The sequence below is a fragment of the Pseudomonas sp. B21-059 genome (assembly GCF_026016285.1).
Lineage (GTDB): Bacteria > Pseudomonadota > Gammaproteobacteria > Pseudomonadales > Pseudomonadaceae > Aquipseudomonas > Aquipseudomonas danubii.
Map to the genome: position 1 here is coordinate 5,927,946 of NZ_CP087201.1, position 17,835 is coordinate 5,945,780.

At 61.1% G+C, this 17,835-nt stretch carries 17 protein-coding genes; 7 read left to right on the plus strand and 10 right to left on the minus strand.

Annotated elements, in window-relative coordinates:
• Window positions 1-16: 16 nt before the first annotated feature.
• Together LOY69_RS26340 and lnt are read left to right on the plus strand one after the other, a co-directional pair.
• Window positions 17-856, plus strand: a complete 840-nt coding sequence (locus LOY69_RS26340) for an HlyC/CorC family transporter (protein WP_011063653.1) — start codon at window positions 17-19, stop codon at window positions 854-856.
• Window positions 857-1,046: 190 nt separating this feature from the next.
• Complete coding sequence (lnt, locus tag LOY69_RS26345) at window positions 1,047-2,570, plus strand: apolipoprotein N-acyltransferase (protein ID WP_102882407.1); 1,524 nt, start codon at window positions 1,047-1,049, stop codon at window positions 2,568-2,570.
• 45 nt (window positions 2,571-2,615) lie between these two features.
• On the opposite strand, the gene LOY69_RS26350 is transcribed toward lnt, so the two are convergent.
• Together LOY69_RS26350 and LOY69_RS26355 are read right to left on the minus strand one after the other, a co-directional pair.
• Window positions 2,616-3,377 carry a YdcF family protein gene (locus LOY69_RS26350; protein WP_102865359.1) on the minus strand — a complete coding sequence of 254 codons (762 nt, stop codon included), beginning with the start codon at window positions 3,375-3,377 and terminating at the stop codon, window positions 2,616-2,618.
• Window positions 3,378-3,500: 123 nt separating this feature from the next.
• The gene (locus LOY69_RS26355; RefSeq protein ID WP_102865358.1) at window positions 3,501-3,821 is read right to left on the minus strand and encodes a hypothetical protein; all 321 of its coding nucleotides are present in this window, start codon (window positions 3,819-3,821) and stop codon (window positions 3,501-3,503) included.
• Between the two features lie 260 nt (window positions 3,822-4,081).
• Between LOY69_RS26355 and leuS the strand changes: the two genes are divergently transcribed.
• From leuS to LOY69_RS26380, 5 genes are all read left to right on the plus strand, one after another.
• Entirely contained in the window at window positions 4,082-6,688 is a 2,607-nt protein-coding gene (leuS, locus tag LOY69_RS26360) for a leucine--tRNA ligase (RefSeq protein WP_213665083.1), read from the plus strand.
• 89 nt (window positions 6,689-6,777) lie between these two features.
• Window positions 6,778-7,383 (plus strand): LPS assembly lipoprotein LptE, encoded by a 606-nt coding sequence (lptE, locus tag LOY69_RS26365; RefSeq protein WP_102865356.1) that lies wholly within the window; start codon window positions 6,778-6,780, stop codon window positions 7,381-7,383.
• Between the two features lie 39 nt (window positions 7,384-7,422).
• Entirely contained in the window at window positions 7,423-8,460 is a 1,038-nt protein-coding gene (gene holA / locus LOY69_RS26370) for a DNA polymerase III subunit delta (RefSeq protein WP_115581007.1), read from the plus strand.
• Between the two features lie 156 nt (window positions 8,461-8,616).
• On the plus strand, window positions 8,617-8,778 hold the full coding sequence (arfA, locus tag LOY69_RS26375) for an alternative ribosome rescue factor ArfA (RefSeq protein WP_007927093.1): 162 nt from the start codon (window positions 8,617-8,619) through the stop codon (window positions 8,776-8,778).
• Window positions 8,779-8,841: 63 nt separating this feature from the next.
• A complete protein-coding gene (locus LOY69_RS26380) occupies window positions 8,842-10,164 on the plus strand; it encodes a lytic murein transglycosylase (RefSeq protein WP_110596246.1) in 1,323 nt (440 codons plus the stop codon).
• A gap of 43 nt (window positions 10,165-10,207) precedes the next feature.
• Here LOY69_RS26380 and LOY69_RS26385 read toward each other — a convergent pair whose 3' ends face one another.
• From LOY69_RS26385 to rodA, 8 genes are all read right to left on the minus strand, one after another.
• Window positions 10,208-11,155: a S66 peptidase family protein gene (locus LOY69_RS26385; protein ID WP_102882331.1), complete on the minus strand. Its 948-nt coding sequence runs from the start codon at window positions 11,153-11,155 to the stop codon at window positions 10,208-10,210.
• Between the two features lie 162 nt (window positions 11,156-11,317).
• Entirely contained in the window at window positions 11,318-12,340 is a 1,023-nt protein-coding gene (lipA, locus tag LOY69_RS26390; RefSeq protein WP_102865352.1) for a lipoyl synthase, read from the minus strand.
• Between the two features lies 1 nt (window position 12,341).
• Window positions 12,342-12,989, minus strand: a complete 648-nt coding sequence (gene lipB, locus LOY69_RS26395; RefSeq protein ID WP_102865351.1) for a lipoyl(octanoyl) transferase LipB — start codon at window positions 12,987-12,989, stop codon at window positions 12,342-12,344.
• On the minus strand, window positions 12,989-13,264 hold the full coding sequence (locus LOY69_RS26400; protein WP_011063665.1) for a DUF493 domain-containing protein: 276 nt from the start codon (window positions 13,262-13,264) through the stop codon (window positions 12,989-12,991). The genes lipB and LOY69_RS26400 overlap by 1 nt, the downstream gene beginning before the upstream one ends.
• Window positions 13,265-13,344: 80 nt before the next feature.
• Window positions 13,345-14,502, minus strand: a complete 1,158-nt coding sequence (locus LOY69_RS26405; protein WP_110596247.1) for a D-alanyl-D-alanine carboxypeptidase family protein — start codon at window positions 14,500-14,502, stop codon at window positions 13,345-13,347.
• Window positions 14,503-14,679: 177 nt separating this feature from the next.
• Window positions 14,680-15,681 carry a septal ring lytic transglycosylase RlpA family protein gene (locus tag LOY69_RS26410; RefSeq protein WP_110596248.1) on the minus strand — a complete coding sequence of 334 codons (1,002 nt, stop codon included), beginning with the start codon at window positions 15,679-15,681 and terminating at the stop codon, window positions 14,680-14,682.
• Window positions 15,681-16,703: a lytic murein transglycosylase B gene (mltB, locus tag LOY69_RS26415; RefSeq protein WP_371826211.1), complete on the minus strand. Its 1,023-nt coding sequence runs from the start codon at window positions 16,701-16,703 to the stop codon at window positions 15,681-15,683. The genes LOY69_RS26410 and mltB overlap by 1 nt, the downstream gene beginning before the upstream one ends.
• A gap of 5 nt (window positions 16,704-16,708) precedes the next feature.
• On the minus strand, window positions 16,709-17,812 hold the full coding sequence (gene rodA, locus LOY69_RS26420) for a rod shape-determining protein RodA (RefSeq protein ID WP_102865347.1): 1,104 nt from the start codon (window positions 17,810-17,812) through the stop codon (window positions 16,709-16,711).
• Window positions 17,813-17,835 lie beyond the last annotated feature (23 nt).

A 17,835-nucleotide genomic window follows, 5' to 3' on the forward strand; every position in this document is an offset into this window, starting at 1 on the left:
ATTCAGAGCAATCGCTATGAGCGAAGATCGATCGAGCAACGGGCAAAAGTCATGGCTGGGCAAACTGACCCAGGCTTTTGCCCATGAGCCGAAAAACCGCCAGGAGCTGCTGGAGCTGCTGCGCGAAGCCCATCAGAACAAATTGCTGGACAGCGAAGCGCTGGCCATCGTCGAAGGCGCCATCCAGGTAGCTGACCTGCAAGTCCGGGACATCATGGTTCCGCGCTCGCAGATGATCAGCATCAAGGCGACCCAGACACCCCGGGAGTTCCTGCCTGCAGTCATCGATTCGGCGCACTCGCGCTACCCGGTGATCGGCGAAAGCCATGACGACGTGATGGGCGTCCTGCTGGCCAAGGACCTGCTGCCGCTGATCCTCAAGGAGAACGGCGACAGCTTCAACATCAAGGACCTGCTGCGCCCGGCGACCTTCGTCCCCGAGTCCAAGCGCCTGAATGTGCTGCTGCGCGAGTTCCGCGCCAACCACAACCACATGGCCATCGTCATCGACGAATACGGCGGCGTGGCAGGCCTGGTGACCATCGAAGACGTGCTGGAACAGATCGTCGGCGACATCGAGGACGAGCATGACGTCGAGGAAGACAGCTACATCAAACCGCTTCCCAGCGGTGACTTCCTGATCAAGGCGCTGACGCCGATCGAGAACTTCAACGAGTTTTTCGACAGCGACTTCTCCGATGACGAGTTCGATACCGTGGGCGGCCTGGTGATGAGTGCTTTCGGCCACTTGCCAAAACGCAACGAAATCACTGAAATCGGCGCCTATCGCTTCCGCGTGCTCAACGCCGACAGCCGGCGGATTCATCTGCTGCGCCTGACCCCTATCTCCCGCTAGGGACAAGGGGCATCAGCCCTCCCCCGCACAGAATCATCGTCCCCAGGCCAACGACCTGGCCTGGGGACGACAGATCTCGGGGGCGGACTGTCAAACAGCGCTGCAGGATTCGCCGCTCATCTGAATCCACCCACCCCATCTCCTCGTGCCCCGCCCGGCGCGAAACAGGAAAGAGCTGATGAAACGCCTCTTGCAGCGCTCAACCCGACCCGGCTGGCCCGGCAACCTGCTGGCCGTTGCAGCCGGCGCCATTACCACCCTGGCCTTGGCGCCCTATGACATCTGGCCGCTGGCGCTGCTGGCGGTAGGACTGTTCTATGCCGGTCTGCGGGAGCTCACGCCCCGCCAGGCCCTGGGCCGTGGCTGGTGCTTCGGCTTCGGCCTGTTCGGCGCCGGTACCAGTTGGATCTACGTCAGCATCCACACCTACGGCGGCGCGTCGGCTTTGCTCGCCGGTGTGCTGATGCTGGCCTTCATCGCCGCCATTGCCTGGTTCTTTGCCCTGCCCGCCTGGCTCTGGGCCCGCTGGCTGCGGCGCAACGAAGCACCGCTGGCGGATGCTCTGGCTTTCGCTGCCCTGTGGCTGGGGCAGGAAGCGTTTCGCGGCTGGTTCCTTACCGGCTTCCCCTGGCTCTACTCCGGCTACAGCCAGCTCGACGGTCCCCTGGCCGGACTCGCGCCTGTGGGCGGCATCTGGCTGATTTCCTTCTCCCTGGCGTTGACCGCTGCATTGCTCTACAACCTGCCGCGCCTGATCAAGGCCGGACGCAAGGGGTTTATCGCCGCCGGCCTGTTGCTGCTGGCTGCGCCCTGGGCAGTTGGCCTGGCACTCAAAGGTCACGCCTGGACCAGCCCTTCGGGTGATCCGCTTTCGGTCGCCGCCATTCAGGGCAATATCGAACAAAGCATGAAATGGGACCCGGCCGAGCTCAATGCCCAACTGGCTCTGTACCGCGACATGAGTTTCAGCAGCAAGCGGGTAGACCTGCTGGTCTGGCCGGAAACCGCGGTTCCGGTGCTCAAGGAGTCCGCCGAGGGCTACCTGACGATGATGGGCAACTTTGCCGCCGACCGTCATTCCGCACTGATTACCGGCGTTCCGGTGCGCCAACTGGTGCACCATGAAAAACGCTACTTCAACGGCATCACCGTGACCGGCGAAGGCGATGGCACCTACCTGAAACAAAAACTGGTGCCCTTTGGCGAGTATGTGCCCCTGCAGGAGCTGCTGCGTGGCCTGATCGACTTCTTCAACCTGCCAATGTCGGATTTTGCCCGCGGCCCGGCCGACCAGCCGTTACTGCAAGCCAAGGGGTATCAGATTGCGCCGTTCATCTGTTACGAAGTGGTCTACCCTGAGTTCGCCGCCGGTCTTTCGGCCCGCAGCGACCTGCTGCTGACCATCAGCAACGACACCTGGTTCGGCACCTCCATCGGCCCTCTTCAGCATTTGCAGATGGCGCAGATGCGCGCTCTGGAAGCCGGACGCTGGATGATCCGCGCCACCAACAACGGAGTCACCGGGCTGATTGATCCGTTCGGCAAGATCACCGTGCAGATTCCACAGTTCGAACGGGGCATTCTCTATGGCGAAGTGGTGCCCATGCATAACCTGACACCTTACTTGCAGTGGCGCTCATGGCCACTGGCAGTGCTCTGCGCCCTGCTGTTTGGCTGGGCCTTGTTGGCCAGCCGCATCGCCAAGACCGTTTAGAAAGCTTCGCCCGCAAGCCGGCTCCGACTGGAGTCGGCCCTGTGATCAGCGATAAAAGAGGCGATAACCTAACTGACCCACCGCCTCGTTCAGCAACTGGCCGCTCTGCCAGATCGACTTGAACTCCGGCATCCAGCCTCCCAACGGCCGGGCGTTGTCCACGCCCAGAAAACCTACCGGTGCCGGCACCACAACAAACCCTGCGCGCTCAAAACTCCAGACCGAACGTGGCATGTGCCAGGCCTGGGTCACGACCACCACGCGCTTGATACCCAGTGGCTGCAAGACTTCGGCGCTGAACTGGGCGTTTTCCCAGGTGGTGCGGCTACGACCTTCCTGCCAGCGCACGCTCACGCCAAAGTCATTGAGCAGCGATTCGGCCATCAGCGCAGCTTCGGTGGGCGGCGTACCGTAATGCAGGCCGCCGCTGGTCAATAGGGGCAGCCCGGAAGCCTTGGCCAGCCGCGCGGCATAACGCTCGCGCTCCAACCCCACGCCCGTGGGCTGATCAGAACCCCAAGCCGGATCACCCCGCTCACGGCCGGAACCCAGGACCACGATCGCGTCCGCCTGCTCTGCCAGGCTGGCCCATTGGCTCTGTGGCAAGGGCGGCAACCGCTCAAGCCCACGGGCACCCCACTCCACCATTACCGGCAGGCTCATCAACCAGAAGCCGCCCAACCCCAGGACAAAGCACCATCGCGCCAGCCGAGGCCTGGACCGACGCAGACTCCAGGCCAGTAGAAGCAACAGCAAGAGAATGCCGGGCGGCAGCAGTAACTGTTTGATGAAATAACGAAAAGGCATCGAGCATCTCCAAAAGATGCTCGAAGCCTAAAGGGGATACCCATGCGGCAACAACCGCTGCCAGACACTTTCGCTTTCGAGGTCCTCGGCAACGACCTCTCAACCCAATGAAGGGCTCGGGACCTACTTGAACTGCTGGGACCGGACGCTTACCGAATCCCTGAGGGGCGCCTGATCCTTCAACCAAATGACCTTGGCCGAACGGGGCCTTTCCTGGTGTTGCGGACTGCCCGATACATTGACCTGCATTTCATGCTGACTGCGGGCCAGGTAGGCCCTGATCAACTCGAACTCAGCAGGGCTCAACCCCCGCAGCTCCAACTCGACCGGCCGTTCATTGCGCAGTCGATCCGCAGTTCTTGCCGCATCCAGGGCCAGAGCCAGTCGATTCAGCAGCCTTTCATACACCTCCGGTTCTGTTACTTTTCGCTGCGACTCAAGCATCCGTTCACCTCATCGAAGATAAGAATCACTCCCCTTTTTGAGCTTAGTCGGACAGCTGGAAGCGACGCGCCGCCGCGACCAACGGCCCGCGCGAGCAATCAGGGTTTCCCTCGGCAGAGTGCGGTCATGTATGCTACGGCGCTTCCTGTAACTCCACTTCCAGCTCCACCGGGCCCTGAAAAACGCCGTATTTGGCGCCATCACTACCCGAGGTTGCGTTGAAGAGGATTAGGCCACCCCTATTCAGTACAAAAGTAGCCATGCACGAACACTATCAGCCCCGTGAAATCGAAGCCGCCGCCCAGTCGTTCTGGGATGAGCAAAAGTCCTTTGAAGTCAGAGAACAGCCAGGCAAGGAAACTTACTACTGCCTATCGATGTTCCCTTACCCCAGCGGCAAGCTACACATGGGGCACGTGCGCAACTACACCATCGGCGACGTGATTTCCCGCTACCAGCGCATGCAAGGCAAAAACGTCCTGCAACCCATGGGTTGGGACGCCTTCGGCATGCCGGCGGAAAACGCCGCGATGAAGAATAACGTCGCACCGGCCAAGTGGACCTACGAAAACATCGCCTACATGAAGACCCAACTGCGCAGCCTGGGCCTGGCGGTGGACTGGTCTCGTGAGGTCACCACCTGCAAGCCGGACTACTACCGCTGGGAACAGTGGCTGTTCACCCGCCTGTTCGAAAAAGGCGTGATCTACCGTAAGAACGGCACCGTGAACTGGGACCCGGTCGACCAGACCGTCCTGGCCAACGAACAGGTGATCGATGGCCGCGGCTGGCGCTCCGGCGCGCTGATCGAAAAGCGCGAAATCCCGATGTACTACTTCAAGATCACCGCCTACGCGGATGAGCTGCTGGAGAGTCTCGACGAGCTGCCGGGCTGGCCCGAGCAGGTCAAGACCATGCAACGCAACTGGATCGGCAAGTCCCGTGGCATGGAAGTGCAGTTCCCTTACGATCAGGCGTCGATCGGCGAAACCGGCACCCTGAAAGTCTTTACCACCCGTCCCGACACCCTGATGGGCGCGACTTACGTCGCCGTCGCGGCCGAACACCCGCTGGCCACCCTGGCCGCACAGAACAACCCCGAGCTGCAGGCGTTCATTGCCGAATGCAAAGGCGGCAGCGTTGCCGAAGCCGACATGGCGACCCAGGAGAAAAAAGGCCTGCCAACCTCGCTGTTCGTCGAGCACCCACTGACTGGCGAGAAGCTTCCGGTCTGGGTCGCCAACTACGTGCTGATGCACTATGGCGATGGCGCAGTAATGGCAGTGCCGGCCCACGATGAGCGCGACTTCGAATTCGCCAGCAAGTACGGCCTGCCGATCAAGGCCGTGGTGCGCACCAGCGCCGGCGATGAGACGCCTGCCCCTTGGCAGGACGCTTACGGCGAGCACGGCGAACTGATCAACTCCGGCGAATTCAACGGCCTGGACTTCCCCGGCGCGTTCGACGCCATCGAAGTGGCCCTGCTGAAGAAGAACCTCGGCCAATCGCGTACCCAGTTCCGCCTGCGGGACTGGGGCATCAGCCGTCAGCGTTACTGGGGCTGCCCGATCCCGATCATCCACTGCGACAGCTGCGGCGATGTGCCGGTGCCGGAAGACCAATTGCCGGTCGTGTTGCCGGAAGATGTGGTGCCGGACGGCGCCGGTTCGCCCCTGGCACGCATGCCTGAGTTCTACGAGTGCAGTTGCCCGAAATGCGGCGCACCGGCCAAGCGTGAAACCGACACCATGGACACCTTCGTCGAATCGTCGTGGTACTACGCCCGCTACGCCTCGCCGCACTATGAAGGCGGCCTGGTGGAAAAATCGGCAGCCGACCATTGGCTGCCGGTGGACCAGTACATCGGCGGTATCGAACACGCCATCCTGCACCTGCTCTACGCGCGCTTCTTCCACAAGCTGATGCGTGACGAAGGCCTGGTGAGCTCCAACGAGCCATTCAAGAACCTGCTGACCCAAGGCATGGTGATCGCCGAGACCTACTACCGTCGTGAAGCCAACGGTGCCTACACCTGGTTCAACCCGGCGGACGTCGAACTCGAACGCGACAGCAAGGCCAAGGTCATCAGCGCCAAGCTGATCGCGGACGGCCTGCCGGTGGAAATCGGCGGCACCGAGAAGATGGCCAAGTCGAAGAACAACGGCGTCGACCCACAGTCGATGATTGACCAGTTCGGCGCAGACACCTGCCGCCTGTTCATGATGTTCGCCTCGCCACCTGACATGAGTGCCGAATGGTCGGACTCCGGCGTTGAAGGCTCGCACCGTTTCCTCAAGCGCGTCTGGCGCCTGGCTCAAGCACATGTCACACAGGGCCTGCCGGGCACACTGGACATCGCCAGCCTGAACGACGAGCAGAAAGCCATTCGCCGCTCGATCCACCAAGCCATCAAGCAGGCCAGCCACGACGTGGGCCAGAACCACAAATTCAACACCGCCATCGCCCAGGTGATGACGCTGATGAACGTGTTGGAAAAAGCCCCGCAAGGTACAGAGCAGGATCGCGCACTGGTTCAGGAAGGTCTGGAAACCGTAACCTTGCTGCTGGCGCCGATCACCCCGCACATCAGCCACGAACTGTGGAATCGCCTGGGTCACGCCGACCCGGTGATCGACGCAGGCTGGCCGGTATTGGACGAAAGCGCCCTGGTTCAGGACAGCCTGCAACTGGTCATCCAGGTCAACGGCAAGCTGCGCGGCCAGATCGAAATGCCGGCCAGCGCCAGCCGTGAAGAAGTCGAAGCCGCGGCGCGCAGCAACGAGAACGTGCTGCGCTTCACCGAAGGCCTGACCATCCGCAAGGTCATCGTGGTGCCTGGCAAACTGGTCAACATCGTCGCCAGCTAATTGGATCAGGCGCCCGGTCCGGGACCGGGTGCCGAACAAAACCTTCAGGGCCACAAGGTTGGCCCATATGGTTTCAAGGGGAGCAATACATGATCAAACGTAACCTGCTGGTGATGGGCCTGGCTGTTCTGCTGAGCGCCTGTGGCTTCCAGTTGCGCGGCACGGGAACCCAGGAGCTGACCATCAAGGAGCTCGACCTGAGTGCTCGGGACGCCTACGGCACCACCGTGAAAATGCTCCAGCAGCAACTGGAAAACAGTGGCGTACGGGTCCATGCCGGCGCGCCCTACAAGCTGGTGCTGCTGAATGAGGAAAACTCCCAGCGCACGCTCAGCTACACCGGCGGTGGCAGCTCGGCCGAATACGAGATCAGCACAACCCTCAGGTACGAGATCCTGACTCACGACAACCTGCACCTGCTCAACGACAAGCTGGAAGTGCAGAAAGTCTTCCTGCACGACGGCAACAACATCACCGGTTCGGATCAGGAATCGTCGGAAACCCGCAAGGAAATGCGTCGCGACCTGATCCAGCGCATGCTGATCCGTCTGCAACTGCTGACCCCGGAACAGCTTGCTCAGTTGCAGGCGACCGCCGAGGCCAAAGCCAAGGCAGAAGCCGAGGCCCTGGAAGCCGCACGCAAGGCTGAGGCGGAAACTCCGCAACAGTCTCCCTTGGAACTGCCGAACCAGTAAGCCTTGCGGGGCGCTCAGGCGCCCCTCTGGCCCCCGCCTATGAAACTCGCCCCCGCCCAACTCGGCAAACACCTGCAAGGCACACTAGCGCCGGTCTACGTGATCAGCGGCGACGATCCCCTGCTGTGCCAGGAAGCCGCCGACGCCATTCGCTCTGCCGTGCGCCAGCAGGGATTCGACGAGCGCCAGGTCTTCAGCGCCGATGCCAGCTTCGACTGGGGCACCCTGCTGCAAGCAGGGGCCAGCATGTCGCTGTTCGCAGAAAAGCGCCTGCTGGAGTTGCGCCTGCCTTCGGGCAAGCCTGGGGACAAGGGTGCAGCAGCACTGATCGAATACTGTTCGCGTCCGGCCGAAGACACGGTGCTGTTGATCAGCCTGCCCAAGCTCGACGGCAGCGCACAGAAGACCAAGTGGGGCAAGGCCCTGGTCGAAGGTGCCCAGACTCAGTTCGTGCAGATCTGGCCGGTGGACGCCAACCAGCTTCCACAGTGGATTCGCCAGCGCCTGTCACAGGCCGGCCTGTCCGCCAGCCAGGACGCCGTCGAGCTGATCGCCGCCCGGGTAGAAGGCAACCTGCTGGCGGCCGCACAGGAAATCGAAAAGCTCAAGCTGATGGCCGAAGGTGGGCAGATCACCGTCGAAACGGTACAGGCCGCCGTGGCCGATAGTGCTCGCTTCGACGTGTTTGGGCTGGTGGATGCGATTCTCAACGGCGAGGCCGCCCATGCCTTGCGCATGCTTGAAGGACTGAGAGGCGAAGGCGTCGAACCGCCGGTCATTCTCTGGGCCCTGTCCCGGGAACTGCGACTGCTGGCCAACCTGGCACTGCAATTCAGCCAGGGTGTGCCTCTGGACAAGGTGTTCAGTCAGGCTCGCCCTCCCGTCTGGGACAAGCGAAAACCCCTGATGAGCAAAGCCTTGCAGCGCTATTCGGCGCAACGTTGGGGTCAATTGCTACTGGATGCCCAGCGCATCGATGCCCAGATCAAGGGCCAAGCCAGTGGTTCGCCCTGGAGCAGCCTGAGCCGCCTGTCGCTGCTGATGGCCGGCCAACGCCTGGCCCTGCCTGCCGAATAATCGCGCTACTTATCTTTTGCTTGCACTAGGGTCTGTTCTCGTTTGACCCAGCAACGCGGCTCGTCACCAAACGGGAACAGACCCTAGACAGCAACGCCACTCTGGCCGATGATTCGCGCCGCAACACTTCTAATCCTGAAACAGCGAGCACTCACCATGAGCAAGCCATCCAAGCATGGCCCCAACAAGGCCAAATCCATCATCGCCCAGCCACTGTTCCGCAGCCGTCAGGAACGCCCGGCCAAGGGCAAAGGCAGCTACCGCCGTGAAGCCTTCCAGTCTAAAAGCTGGGAGGCTTCTTACTTTCTGGCCGCCTAAAGCCCTGAACCCCGTTGGCATGATAAGGTCTGCACCTGATTGTTATTCTCTCTGGACCCGTGCATGCCCTTTTGTCTTTCTCGTCGTTGGCACATGCGCCAACTGATCGCTGCCTCCAGCCTTGTTCTACTCGTCGCCTGCGCGGAGAAACCCACTGCCGCCGACGCCCAGCCGCTACCCAACCTCCAGACAGCCCCCCTTGCCGCACCTGCCACCGTCGCACCACTGGCCGTCGACAATCTGGACATCCAGCCCACTCAGACCTTCGATGAATGGATGAACGCGTTCCGCGCCGAAGCCTTGGGCGCCGGGATTCGCGCCGATGTATTCGACCGCGCCTTCGCCGGGGTCACCCCGGATATGAGCGTGATCAAGGCCGACCGCAGCCAACCGGAATTCACCCGCCCCGTCTGGGAATACCTGGATGGCGCGCTGTCCCCGGTACGGGTACGCAAGGGCAAGGCACTGCTGGTCCAGTACAGCGACATCCTGCAACGGATCGAACAGCGCTATGGCGTTGATCGCCAGACCTTGGTGGCCGTTTGGGGCATGGAGAGCAATTTCGGTGACTTCCAGGGCAACAAGTCGGTGATTCGCTCCCTGGCAACCCTGGCGTATGAAGGACGGCGCCCGGCCTTTGCCAACAGCCAGCTGATTGCCGCCTTGCAGATCATTCAACACGGCGACATCCAGCCAGAGAAGATGCTGGGTTCCTGGGCCGGGGCCATGGGCCAGACCCAATTCATTCCAACCACCTACAACACCCACGCTGTGGACTTCGACGGCGATGGTCGTCGCGATATCTGGAACAGCCCGGCCGACGCCCTGGCCTCCACCGCCCACTATCTACAAAGCTCAGGATGGCAAAAGGGCCAGCCCTGGGGTGTTGAAGTCCAGCTCAACAGCGGCTTCGACTATGCCCTGGCCGATGCTTCCACCCGCAAGACCGTGGCCGAGTGGATGCGCCTGGGGATGACAACCGCCAATGGCAAGGCGCTGCCTTACGGATCAGAGCAATTGTCCGCCTCGTTGCTGCTGCCTGCGGGTTATCGGGGGCCGGCGTTCCTGATCCTGGATAACTTCCGAGCGGTGCTCAGGTACAACAACTCATCGTCCTACGCGCTGGCAGTCAACCTGCTGTCCGAACGCTTCGGCGGCGCCGGCCTGATCAGTGGCGACTGGCCCAAGGACGACCTGCCCCTGAGCCGCTCCGAGCGCATCGAATTGCAGACCCTGCTCAACGCCAACCAGTATGACGCCGGCAACCCCGACGGCATCATCGGAGCCAACACCCGCAAAGCCATTCGTAGCGCCCAGCAAGCATTGGGTTGGCCCGCAGACGGCTACCCTACTCACAAGTTGCTGGACAGCCTGCGCAACCGCTAAGCCCGGAGCTGGCGAAGGGGTTCCCCCTTCGCCAGGGCCAGCCCTACTTGAACACCACGTCCTGTGCCAGGGTCAACTCCCTCGCCCCTGCGTCCAGCCTGACCAGAGCGCCCATGGGCAAAGTCAGGTTCGGGTCACAATGGCCACTGCGCCATCCTGCCAGCACCGGAATCCGCAACGGCTCGAAGGTCTGCTTGAGCAGGCGGCACAATGCGCTGAAGTCCACACCGGCCACATCCCCCACCAAGACGCCCCGCAGGTTGTCCAGTTTGCCGGCCAGCCGCAGGTGATTGAGCAAGCGGTCAATACGGTACAACGGCTCGTTGACGTCCTCGATAAACAGGATGACGCCGTCGGTATTGATTTCGTAAGGCGTGCCCAGCGTGCAGGCAATCATCGACAGATTCCCCCCCAACAGCGCACCCAACGCAATGCCCGGCTCCACAGTGGTCAATGGGAAAGCCACGGGATGAGACAGCAGACTACCCGCCTTTACCTGGCCCCGGAGCAGGTTGAAAAAGGACGCCTCGGTTGGCGGTTGCTTGTCACCCAGCAGGTCGGCATTGAGCATCGGTCCGTGAAAACTCACAAACCCGGCATAGCGGTTGATCGCCAGGTGCAGGGCGGTGATATCGCTGTAGCCGACAAAGGGCTTGGGGTTGCGCCGCAGTAACTCAAAGTCGATCTTGTCCAGCAAACGCGGACTGCCATAGCCCCCGCGCAGGCACACAATGGCGTCGACTTGGCTATCGGCAAAGGCGCTGTGCAAGTCATCGAGGCGCACCTCGTCGCTGCCAGCCAGATATCCCTCCTGCTGCCCGACGCCGGGAAAGATCCGCAGCGTATAGCCACGGGAACGCATCCATTGAAAGGCTTTTTCGGTATCCAGCACTGCGGGACCGGCGGGGGCAATAAGGCCGATGACGCCTTCCGCAGCCAGTGCCGGCACCGGCAGATGAGCATGAAGGGCAGCAGTCGGTTGGATGGGCATGCAGATTCTCCCTGTGTGAATTCACTCAAGCACAGTAGCCATGAATCTCGTTAAACAGAAGAGGAGGACGCGACCGGAGGGGCAAAAAACAACCGAGACTGCAGAGGTGCTCGAAAGAGCCGGGAAACTGCCCGCAAGACCCAAGCCTTGCGGGCAGGCAAATCAGGAAACCAGGCCTTCTCTGGCCAGTTTCGCTTGTTCGTCGGCGTGATACGAGGAACGTACCAGCGGGCCCGAAGCGACATTCTTGAAGCCCATCTTGTAACCTTCCTCGGCGAACCAGGCGAAGGTATCCGGATGCACGAAACGCTGAACCGGCAAGTGGTTGCGGGACGGCTGCAGGTACTGGCCAAGGGTCAGCATATCGATGTCGTGCTCACGCATGCGCTTCATGACTTCGATGACTTCGTCGTCGGTTTCGCCCAGGCCCAGCATCAAGCCGGACTTGGTCGGTACATGGGGCACCAGTTGCTTGAACTTCTGCAGCAAGGTCAGCGACCACTGGTAATCCGAGCCCGGACGCGCAGCCTTGTACAGGCGCGGCACGGTTTCCAGGTTGTGGTTGAACACATCCGGTGGCGTGGCGGCGGTGATTTCCAGGGCTACATCCATGCGACCGCGGTAGTCGGGCACCAGGGTTTCCAACTGTACGTTCGGCGACAGCTTGCGGATCTCGCGAATGCAGTCGGCAAAGTGCTGTGCACCGCCGTCACGCAGGTCGTCGCGGTCCACCGAAGTGATCACCACATACTTCAGGCGCAGGTCGGCGATGGCCACTGCCAGGTTCATCGGCTCGTCGACATCCAGAGGTTTTGGACGACCGTGGCCAACGTCACAGAATGGGCAGCGACGGGTGCAGATGTCGCCCATGATCATGAAGGTTGCGGTACCGCCGGAGAAGCATTCGCCCAGGTTCGGGCAGGATGCTTCTTCGCAGACGCTGTGCAACTTGTGCTTGCGCAGCAGTTGCTTGATCCGGTCGACTTCCGGGGATACCGGAATACGTACCCGGATCCAGTCCGGTTTCTTCGGCAGTTCGGTGGTCGGAATGATCTTCACCGGAATGCGCGCAACCTTTTCCGCACCGCGCAATTTGACGCCGGCTTCAACTTTCGGACGTGGCGCCCGCTCGGAGACATCCACCGTCGGGATCAGGGTTTGAACAGCGTCTTGCGCAGTAGTCATATCAGTCGATTCCGCCCGTTAGGGTCGTCTGCTCAGCATAGTCGAGGTGTTTGACGAGCTGCGCACGCAGCCGGGCACTTACCTCGGCAAATTCAATCGGCCCTGCATGGTCGCTCAGCTGGGTCATCGCCAACCCGGCATAACCACAGGGGTTAATCCGTCGAAACGGCTGCAAATCCATGTCCACGTTCAAGGCCAGGCCATGAAAGGAACATCCATGGCGGATACGCAGGCCCAGGGAGGCGATTTTCGCCCCTTCGACGTAGACACCCGGTGCATCGGGCTTGGCCGCCGCCGGCACGCCGTAGCTGGCCAACAACTCCACCAGGCATTGCTCCATGCGACTGACCAGGTCACGCACGCCAAACCCCAGCCTGCGTACATCCAGCAGCAAGTAAGCCACCAACTGGCCGGGACCGTGATAAGTCACCTGTCCGCCGCGATCGGCCTGCACCACCGGTATATCTCCCGGCAGCAGCAGATGCTCGGCCTTGCCCGCCTGGCCCTGGGTAAACACCGGCGGATGCTGCACCAGCCAGATTTCGTCTGGGGCGCTGGTGCCACGTTCATTGGTAAAGCGCTGCATGGCCTGCCAGACCGGCTCGTAAGCCATCAGGCCAAGCTCACGAAAGCCCAGCGTCTGTGGCATCACAGCACCATGTGGACGACACCGGTAGCACGCAGGGCACTATTGATATCACGCAGTTGGTCTTCACCGGTGGCGGTGATGTGCAGTTGTACCGTGGTGTACTTGCCGTTGCTGCTCTGACGCTCGGCCAGGGACTTGATGTCCAGCTTGGCGTACTTGGCGAGGATCTCGATCACGGTGTCCTTGAAGCCGACAACCGTGTCACCGATCACCTTGATCGGGTAGTCATCGACGGGGAATTCAATCTTGTGCGACTTAACGTCAGTGTCTGTCATGGCAGTAACGGCCTCGTAAGCCGGACGACGGACATGGCCCCCGCTCCACTTCGGAGCGAGGGCCATGCAGGTCGACAATATCAGTTGAACAAGCCGTAGAAGAATAGACGGATGCTATCCCACATGCGGCGGAAGATACCACCTTCGTCGACCGCTTCCAGGGCGATCAGGTCAGCGCTGTGCACCACCTTGTCGTCCAGTTTCACTTCGACTTTACCAATCACGTCGCCCTTGGCGATCGGCGCAACCAGTTGCGGGTTCATGGTCATGCTGGCGGCGAGCTTTTTCAACTGGCCTTTAGGCATGGTCATGGTCAGATCTTCAGCCAGACCGGCCTTGACCTGATGAGTGGTGCCCTTCCACACCGGCGCCTGAGCCAGCTCGGTGCCTTTCTGGTAGAAGGTCTGGGTTTCGAAGAAGCGGAAACCGTAGGTCAGCAGCTTCTGGGTTTCGGCGGCGCGGGCCTGCTCGCTGTTGGTGCCGAACACCACGGCGATCAGACGCATGCCATCGCGTACTGCCGAAGACACCATGCAGTAGCCGGCTTCATCGGTGTGGCCGGTTTTCAGACCATCGACGGTCTTGTCGCGCCACAGCAGCAGGTTACGGTTAGGTTGCTTGATGCCGTTCCAGAAGAACTCCTTCTGCGAGTAGATCGCATAGTGGGCAGGGTCTTCATGGATGATCGCGCGAGCCAGCACCGCCATATCGTGGGCCGACGAGTAGTGCTCAGGGTTCGGCAGACCGGTCGGGTTCATGAAGTGGCTGTTGCTCATGCCCAGATCGGCAGCCGTCTTGTTCATCATGTCGGCAAAAGCGTCTTCGCTGCCGGCAATGTGCTCGGAAACCGCAACGCTGGCGTCGTTGCCCGACTGAATGATGATGCCGTGCAGCAAGTCGCTGACGGTGACTTGCGAACCCACCTTGATGAACATCCGCGACCCGCCGGTACGCCAGGCATTCTCGCTGACGGTTACCGGATCGTTCTCGCCGATCTGGCCGCGACGGATTTCCAGGGTCGCGATGTAGGCGGTCATCAGCTTGGTCAGACTGGCTGGTGGCAGGCGCTGGTCACCATTGTTCTCCACCAGCACGTTACCGCTGCTGGCGTCCATGAGCACATAGGATTTGGCGGCCAGTTGCGGTGGCGACGGCATCGCTTCGACCGCCCAGGCGGCGGGCGTGATGATCAGCGGGACAAGCAGGCACAGGCGTTTGGCAAAGGTGGTGATGTTCATCCGTCTCTCGAAGTTGCTAATGGAAACTTGCCCGAGGGCAAAACTATTTCAGACAGCCTTCTAAAGGGCTGTCGCGTGTTCAGTTGCTCACTCACTGACCCTTGCCGGGCTTTTGTTGTTCGACGAGCCAACAACCAGGGTCCGCCCCCCAATACCGCAAGCGGACCTTCAATCTTCTTACTCGGCAGTCACCACACTGGGCTGGCCAAGGTTAGCCAAGCGCACACTGTTCTGCGCTTGCTGAGCCTCACCCGGCGTGCCGAATGGCCCCAGGCGTACCCGATGCAGCGTCTGCTGATTACGTACGATCGAGCTGATGAACACCGGGGCGCTCACCATGCTGCTCAATTTAGACCTCAACAGCTCCGCAGCGTCCGGGTTGGCGAAGGCCCCAACCTGCAGATACTGGCCTGAGGCGGCTGCAGGAGTGTTTTTAACTTGTACGGGAACCACTGCGGCAGCGTGTTGCTGGGGCGGCGGCGTCCATTGCTCGACAGTACCGGCCGAAGCCGTGATCACCGGCGCGCTATTTTGCGCCACTTGCGGCTCATTGAGCATCAACGGCGCCGGACGGCCACGCTGGGCCCACCACTGCTGCGGATCGATGCCTTCGACCTTGACCCGAGCGGTGCCGGTCTCGGCATAACCGAGCTTCTTTGCAGCCGCGTAGGACAGGTCGATGATGCGGTCGGAGTAGAACGGACCACGATCGTTGACCCGCAGGATCACGCTGCGATTGTTGTCCAGGTTGGTGACCTTCACGTAACTGGGCAAGGGCAGGGTCTTGTGTGCGGCACTCATACCGTACAGGTCATAGACCTCGCCATTGGCGGTGTTTTGACCATGGAACTTGGTGCCGTACCAGGACGCCGTACCGGAGGCCACGTAGTTCTTGGACTCCTGGATGGGGAAATAGGTTTTGCCCAGTACCGTATAGGGGTTGGCCTTGTACGGGCCGGTGTGCAGGGTTGGGGTCGCATCGGGAATGCGCGAGACGTCGACGTCCCACCAGGGCGCGCCATCCTTGTGGGCACGGTTGACGTCCAGGCCCGGCATGGCGCGCACGCCACTCGTGGACTTCTGCTGCGGCGAGCGGCTCGTCGAGCAACTGACCAACAACAAGGACAACGCGGCAAAAGCCACCAGCTTCAGGGGTTTGCGGATTGGCATTGCCAGCATTACTTGACGCCCCGTGCTTGGACCAGTTGTTCAGACAACTGATGTACGGCCATGGCATACATCACGCTGCGGTTATAGCGAGTGATCGCGTAAAAGTTCTTCAGGCCCATCCAGTATTCCGGGCCACTGTCACCTTCCAGACGGAAAGCGGTGACCGGCAGATCATCGCGCAGCGCATCATGACTCGACCAGCCCAGGGCCCGCAACTCCCCGACCGTCTTGGTCGGCTCTATCCCTGTGGTCAAGCCTTCGTCCACGCGATCGCCACGCACGTCGGCGCGACTCACCACCGGCTCGCCGGCCACCCAGCCATGACGCTTGAAGTAGCTGGCAACGCTGCCGATGGCATCGTCCGGGTTGGTCCAGATATTGATGTGGCCATCACCGTCGAAGTCCACCGCATAGGCGCGAAAACTGCTCGGCATGAACTGCGGCAGCCCCATGGCTCCCGCGTAGGAGCCCTTGAGGCTCAAGGGATCAAGTTGCTCTTCACGGACCAGCAGCAGGAACTCGCGCAGTTCCTTACGGAAGAATTCGGCACGGGGCGGATAATCGAAGCCCAGGGTAGATAACGCATCGATCACCCGGTAATTGCCGGTATTACGCCCAAAAAAGGTCTCAACACCGATAATCGACACTATGACCTGGGCCGGTACGCCATATTCCTGCTCGGCGCGAGCCAGAACCGCCTCATGCTGACGCCAGAAATCCACACCGCGGGCAATGCGCGCGTCGGTGATGAACATCGGCCGGTATTCTTTCCACTGCTTGACCCGCTCGGCCGGCCGGGAAATGGCGTCAAGAATCGATTGCTTGCGCTCGGCCTCGCGGAACACCCCCATCAGCTGTTCCCCGGCAAAACCATAGTCCCGGGTCATTTCGCCAACGAATTCGGCCACTTGCGGCGAACCTTCGTAATCACCGGCGAACGCGGGTTGCGCTGCACCAAGGATGCTTACCAGGCCGACCCACGGCGCATGCCGAGCAGCCCAGCCACGCATTACTTGCATTGAATTCTTCACCTTAATCAAACCTGCGCGATCCACTTGCGATGGGTATGGATCGACATCAAAACCCCAAACGCTGACAGTAGCGTCACCAGCGAAGTTCCTCCGTAGCTAATGAACGGCAACGGAACCCCCACTACCGGCAACAAGCCACTGACCATACCGATGTTGACGAAAACGTAAACAAAAAACGTCATGGTCAGGCTGCCTGCGAGCAACTTGCCGAACAGCGTCTGCGCCTGAGCGGTGATCACCAACCCGCGCCCGATCAACAGCAGGTAGATCAGCAGCAGCGCACAAATGCCCACCAGGCCGAACTCCTCGCCCATGACCGCAATAATGAAGTCGGTGTGGCTCTCCGGCAAAAAGTCCAGGTGCGACTGCGTACCCAGCAGCCAACCCTTGCCGAAAACCCCGCCGGAACCGATGGCCGCCTTGGACTGGATAATGTTCCAGCCCGTGCCCAGGGGGTCGCTCTCGGGGTCGAGAAAAGTCAGGATTCGCTGTTTCTGGTAGTCATGCATGATGAAGAACCACATGGCGATGGCCACCGGCACCGCGGCCGCCAGCACACTCAGAATCCAGCGCCAGCGCAGCCCACCCATGAACAGCACGAAGGCGCCACCGGCCAGGATCAGCAGGGCGGTGCCCAGGTCCGGCTGACGCACGATCAGGATGAACGGAATGCCGATCAGTATCAGGCTGATCCCCACATGCTTGAGATGGGGCGGCAAGGTGCGCTTGGACAAGTACCAGGCGATGGTCGCCGGCATGATGATCTTCATGAACTCCGACGGCTGGAAGCGGATCACCCCGGGAATGTTGATCCAGCGGGTCGCGCCCATGGCGTTGTGACCCATGACGTCCACCACCACCAGCAACACCACGCCGAACACATACCCCAGAGGCACCCAGCGCGCCATGAAGCGTGGCTCGAACTGGGCGATGACAATCATCGACACCAAGCCGATGCCAAAGGACGTGGCCTGCTTGGCCAGCAGATCCCAACTCTTGCCACTGGCGGAATACAGCACGAACAGGCTGCCGGCGGCCAGCGTCAACAGCAATACCAGCAAGGGACCATCGATATGCAGGCGCTGCAACAGCGTCGCACGACGGCGCATCACATCCTCACTGGAGAGGATGC

Excerpts from the sequence above, each read along its gene's own strand:
- LOY69_RS26380 (WP_110596246.1), top strand. The coding sequence starts at position 8,842 with ATGCCCTTTTGTCTTTCTCGTCGTTGGCACATGCGCCAACTGATCGCT.
- LOY69_RS26350 (WP_102865359.1), bottom strand. The coding sequence starts at position 3,377 with ATGCCTTTTCGTTATTTCATCAAACAGTTACTGCTGCCGCCCGGCATT.
- LOY69_RS26410 (WP_110596248.1), bottom strand. The coding sequence starts at position 15,681 with ATGCTGGCAATGCCAATCCGCAAACCCCTGAAGCTGGTGGCTTTTGCC.
- LOY69_RS26340 (WP_011063653.1), top strand. The coding sequence starts at position 17 with ATGAGCGAAGATCGATCGAGCAACGGGCAAAAGTCATGGCTGGGCAAA.
- lptE (WP_102865356.1), top strand. The coding sequence starts at position 6,778 with ATGATCAAACGTAACCTGCTGGTGATGGGCCTGGCTGTTCTGCTGAGC.
- LOY69_RS26400 (WP_011063665.1), bottom strand. The coding sequence starts at position 13,264 with ATGACAGACACTGACGTTAAGTCGCACAAGATTGAATTCCCCGTCGAT.
- lipA (WP_102865352.1), bottom strand. The coding sequence starts at position 12,340 with ATGACTACTGCGCAAGACGCTGTTCAAACCCTGATCCCGACGGTGGAT.
- LOY69_RS26405 (WP_110596247.1), bottom strand. The coding sequence starts at position 14,502 with ATGAACATCACCACCTTTGCCAAACGCCTGTGCCTGCTTGTCCCGCTG.
- arfA (WP_007927093.1), top strand. The coding sequence starts at position 8,617 with ATGAGCAAGCCATCCAAGCATGGCCCCAACAAGGCCAAATCCATCATC.
- leuS (WP_213665083.1), top strand. The coding sequence starts at position 4,082 with ATGCACGAACACTATCAGCCCCGTGAAATCGAAGCCGCCGCCCAGTCG.
- LOY69_RS26355 (WP_102865358.1), bottom strand. The coding sequence starts at position 3,821 with ATGCTTGAGTCGCAGCGAAAAGTAACAGAACCGGAGGTGTATGAAAGG.
- rodA (WP_102865347.1), bottom strand. The coding sequence starts at position 17,812 with ATGCGCCGTCGTGCGACGCTGTTGCAGCGCCTGCATATCGATGGTCCC.
- LOY69_RS26385 (WP_102882331.1), bottom strand. The coding sequence starts at position 11,155 with ATGCCCATCCAACCGACTGCTGCCCTTCATGCTCATCTGCCGGTGCCG.
- lipB (WP_102865351.1), bottom strand. The coding sequence starts at position 12,989 with ATGCCACAGACGCTGGGCTTTCGTGAGCTTGGCCTGATGGCTTACGAG.
- holA (WP_115581007.1), top strand. The coding sequence starts at position 7,423 with ATGAAACTCGCCCCCGCCCAACTCGGCAAACACCTGCAAGGCACACTA.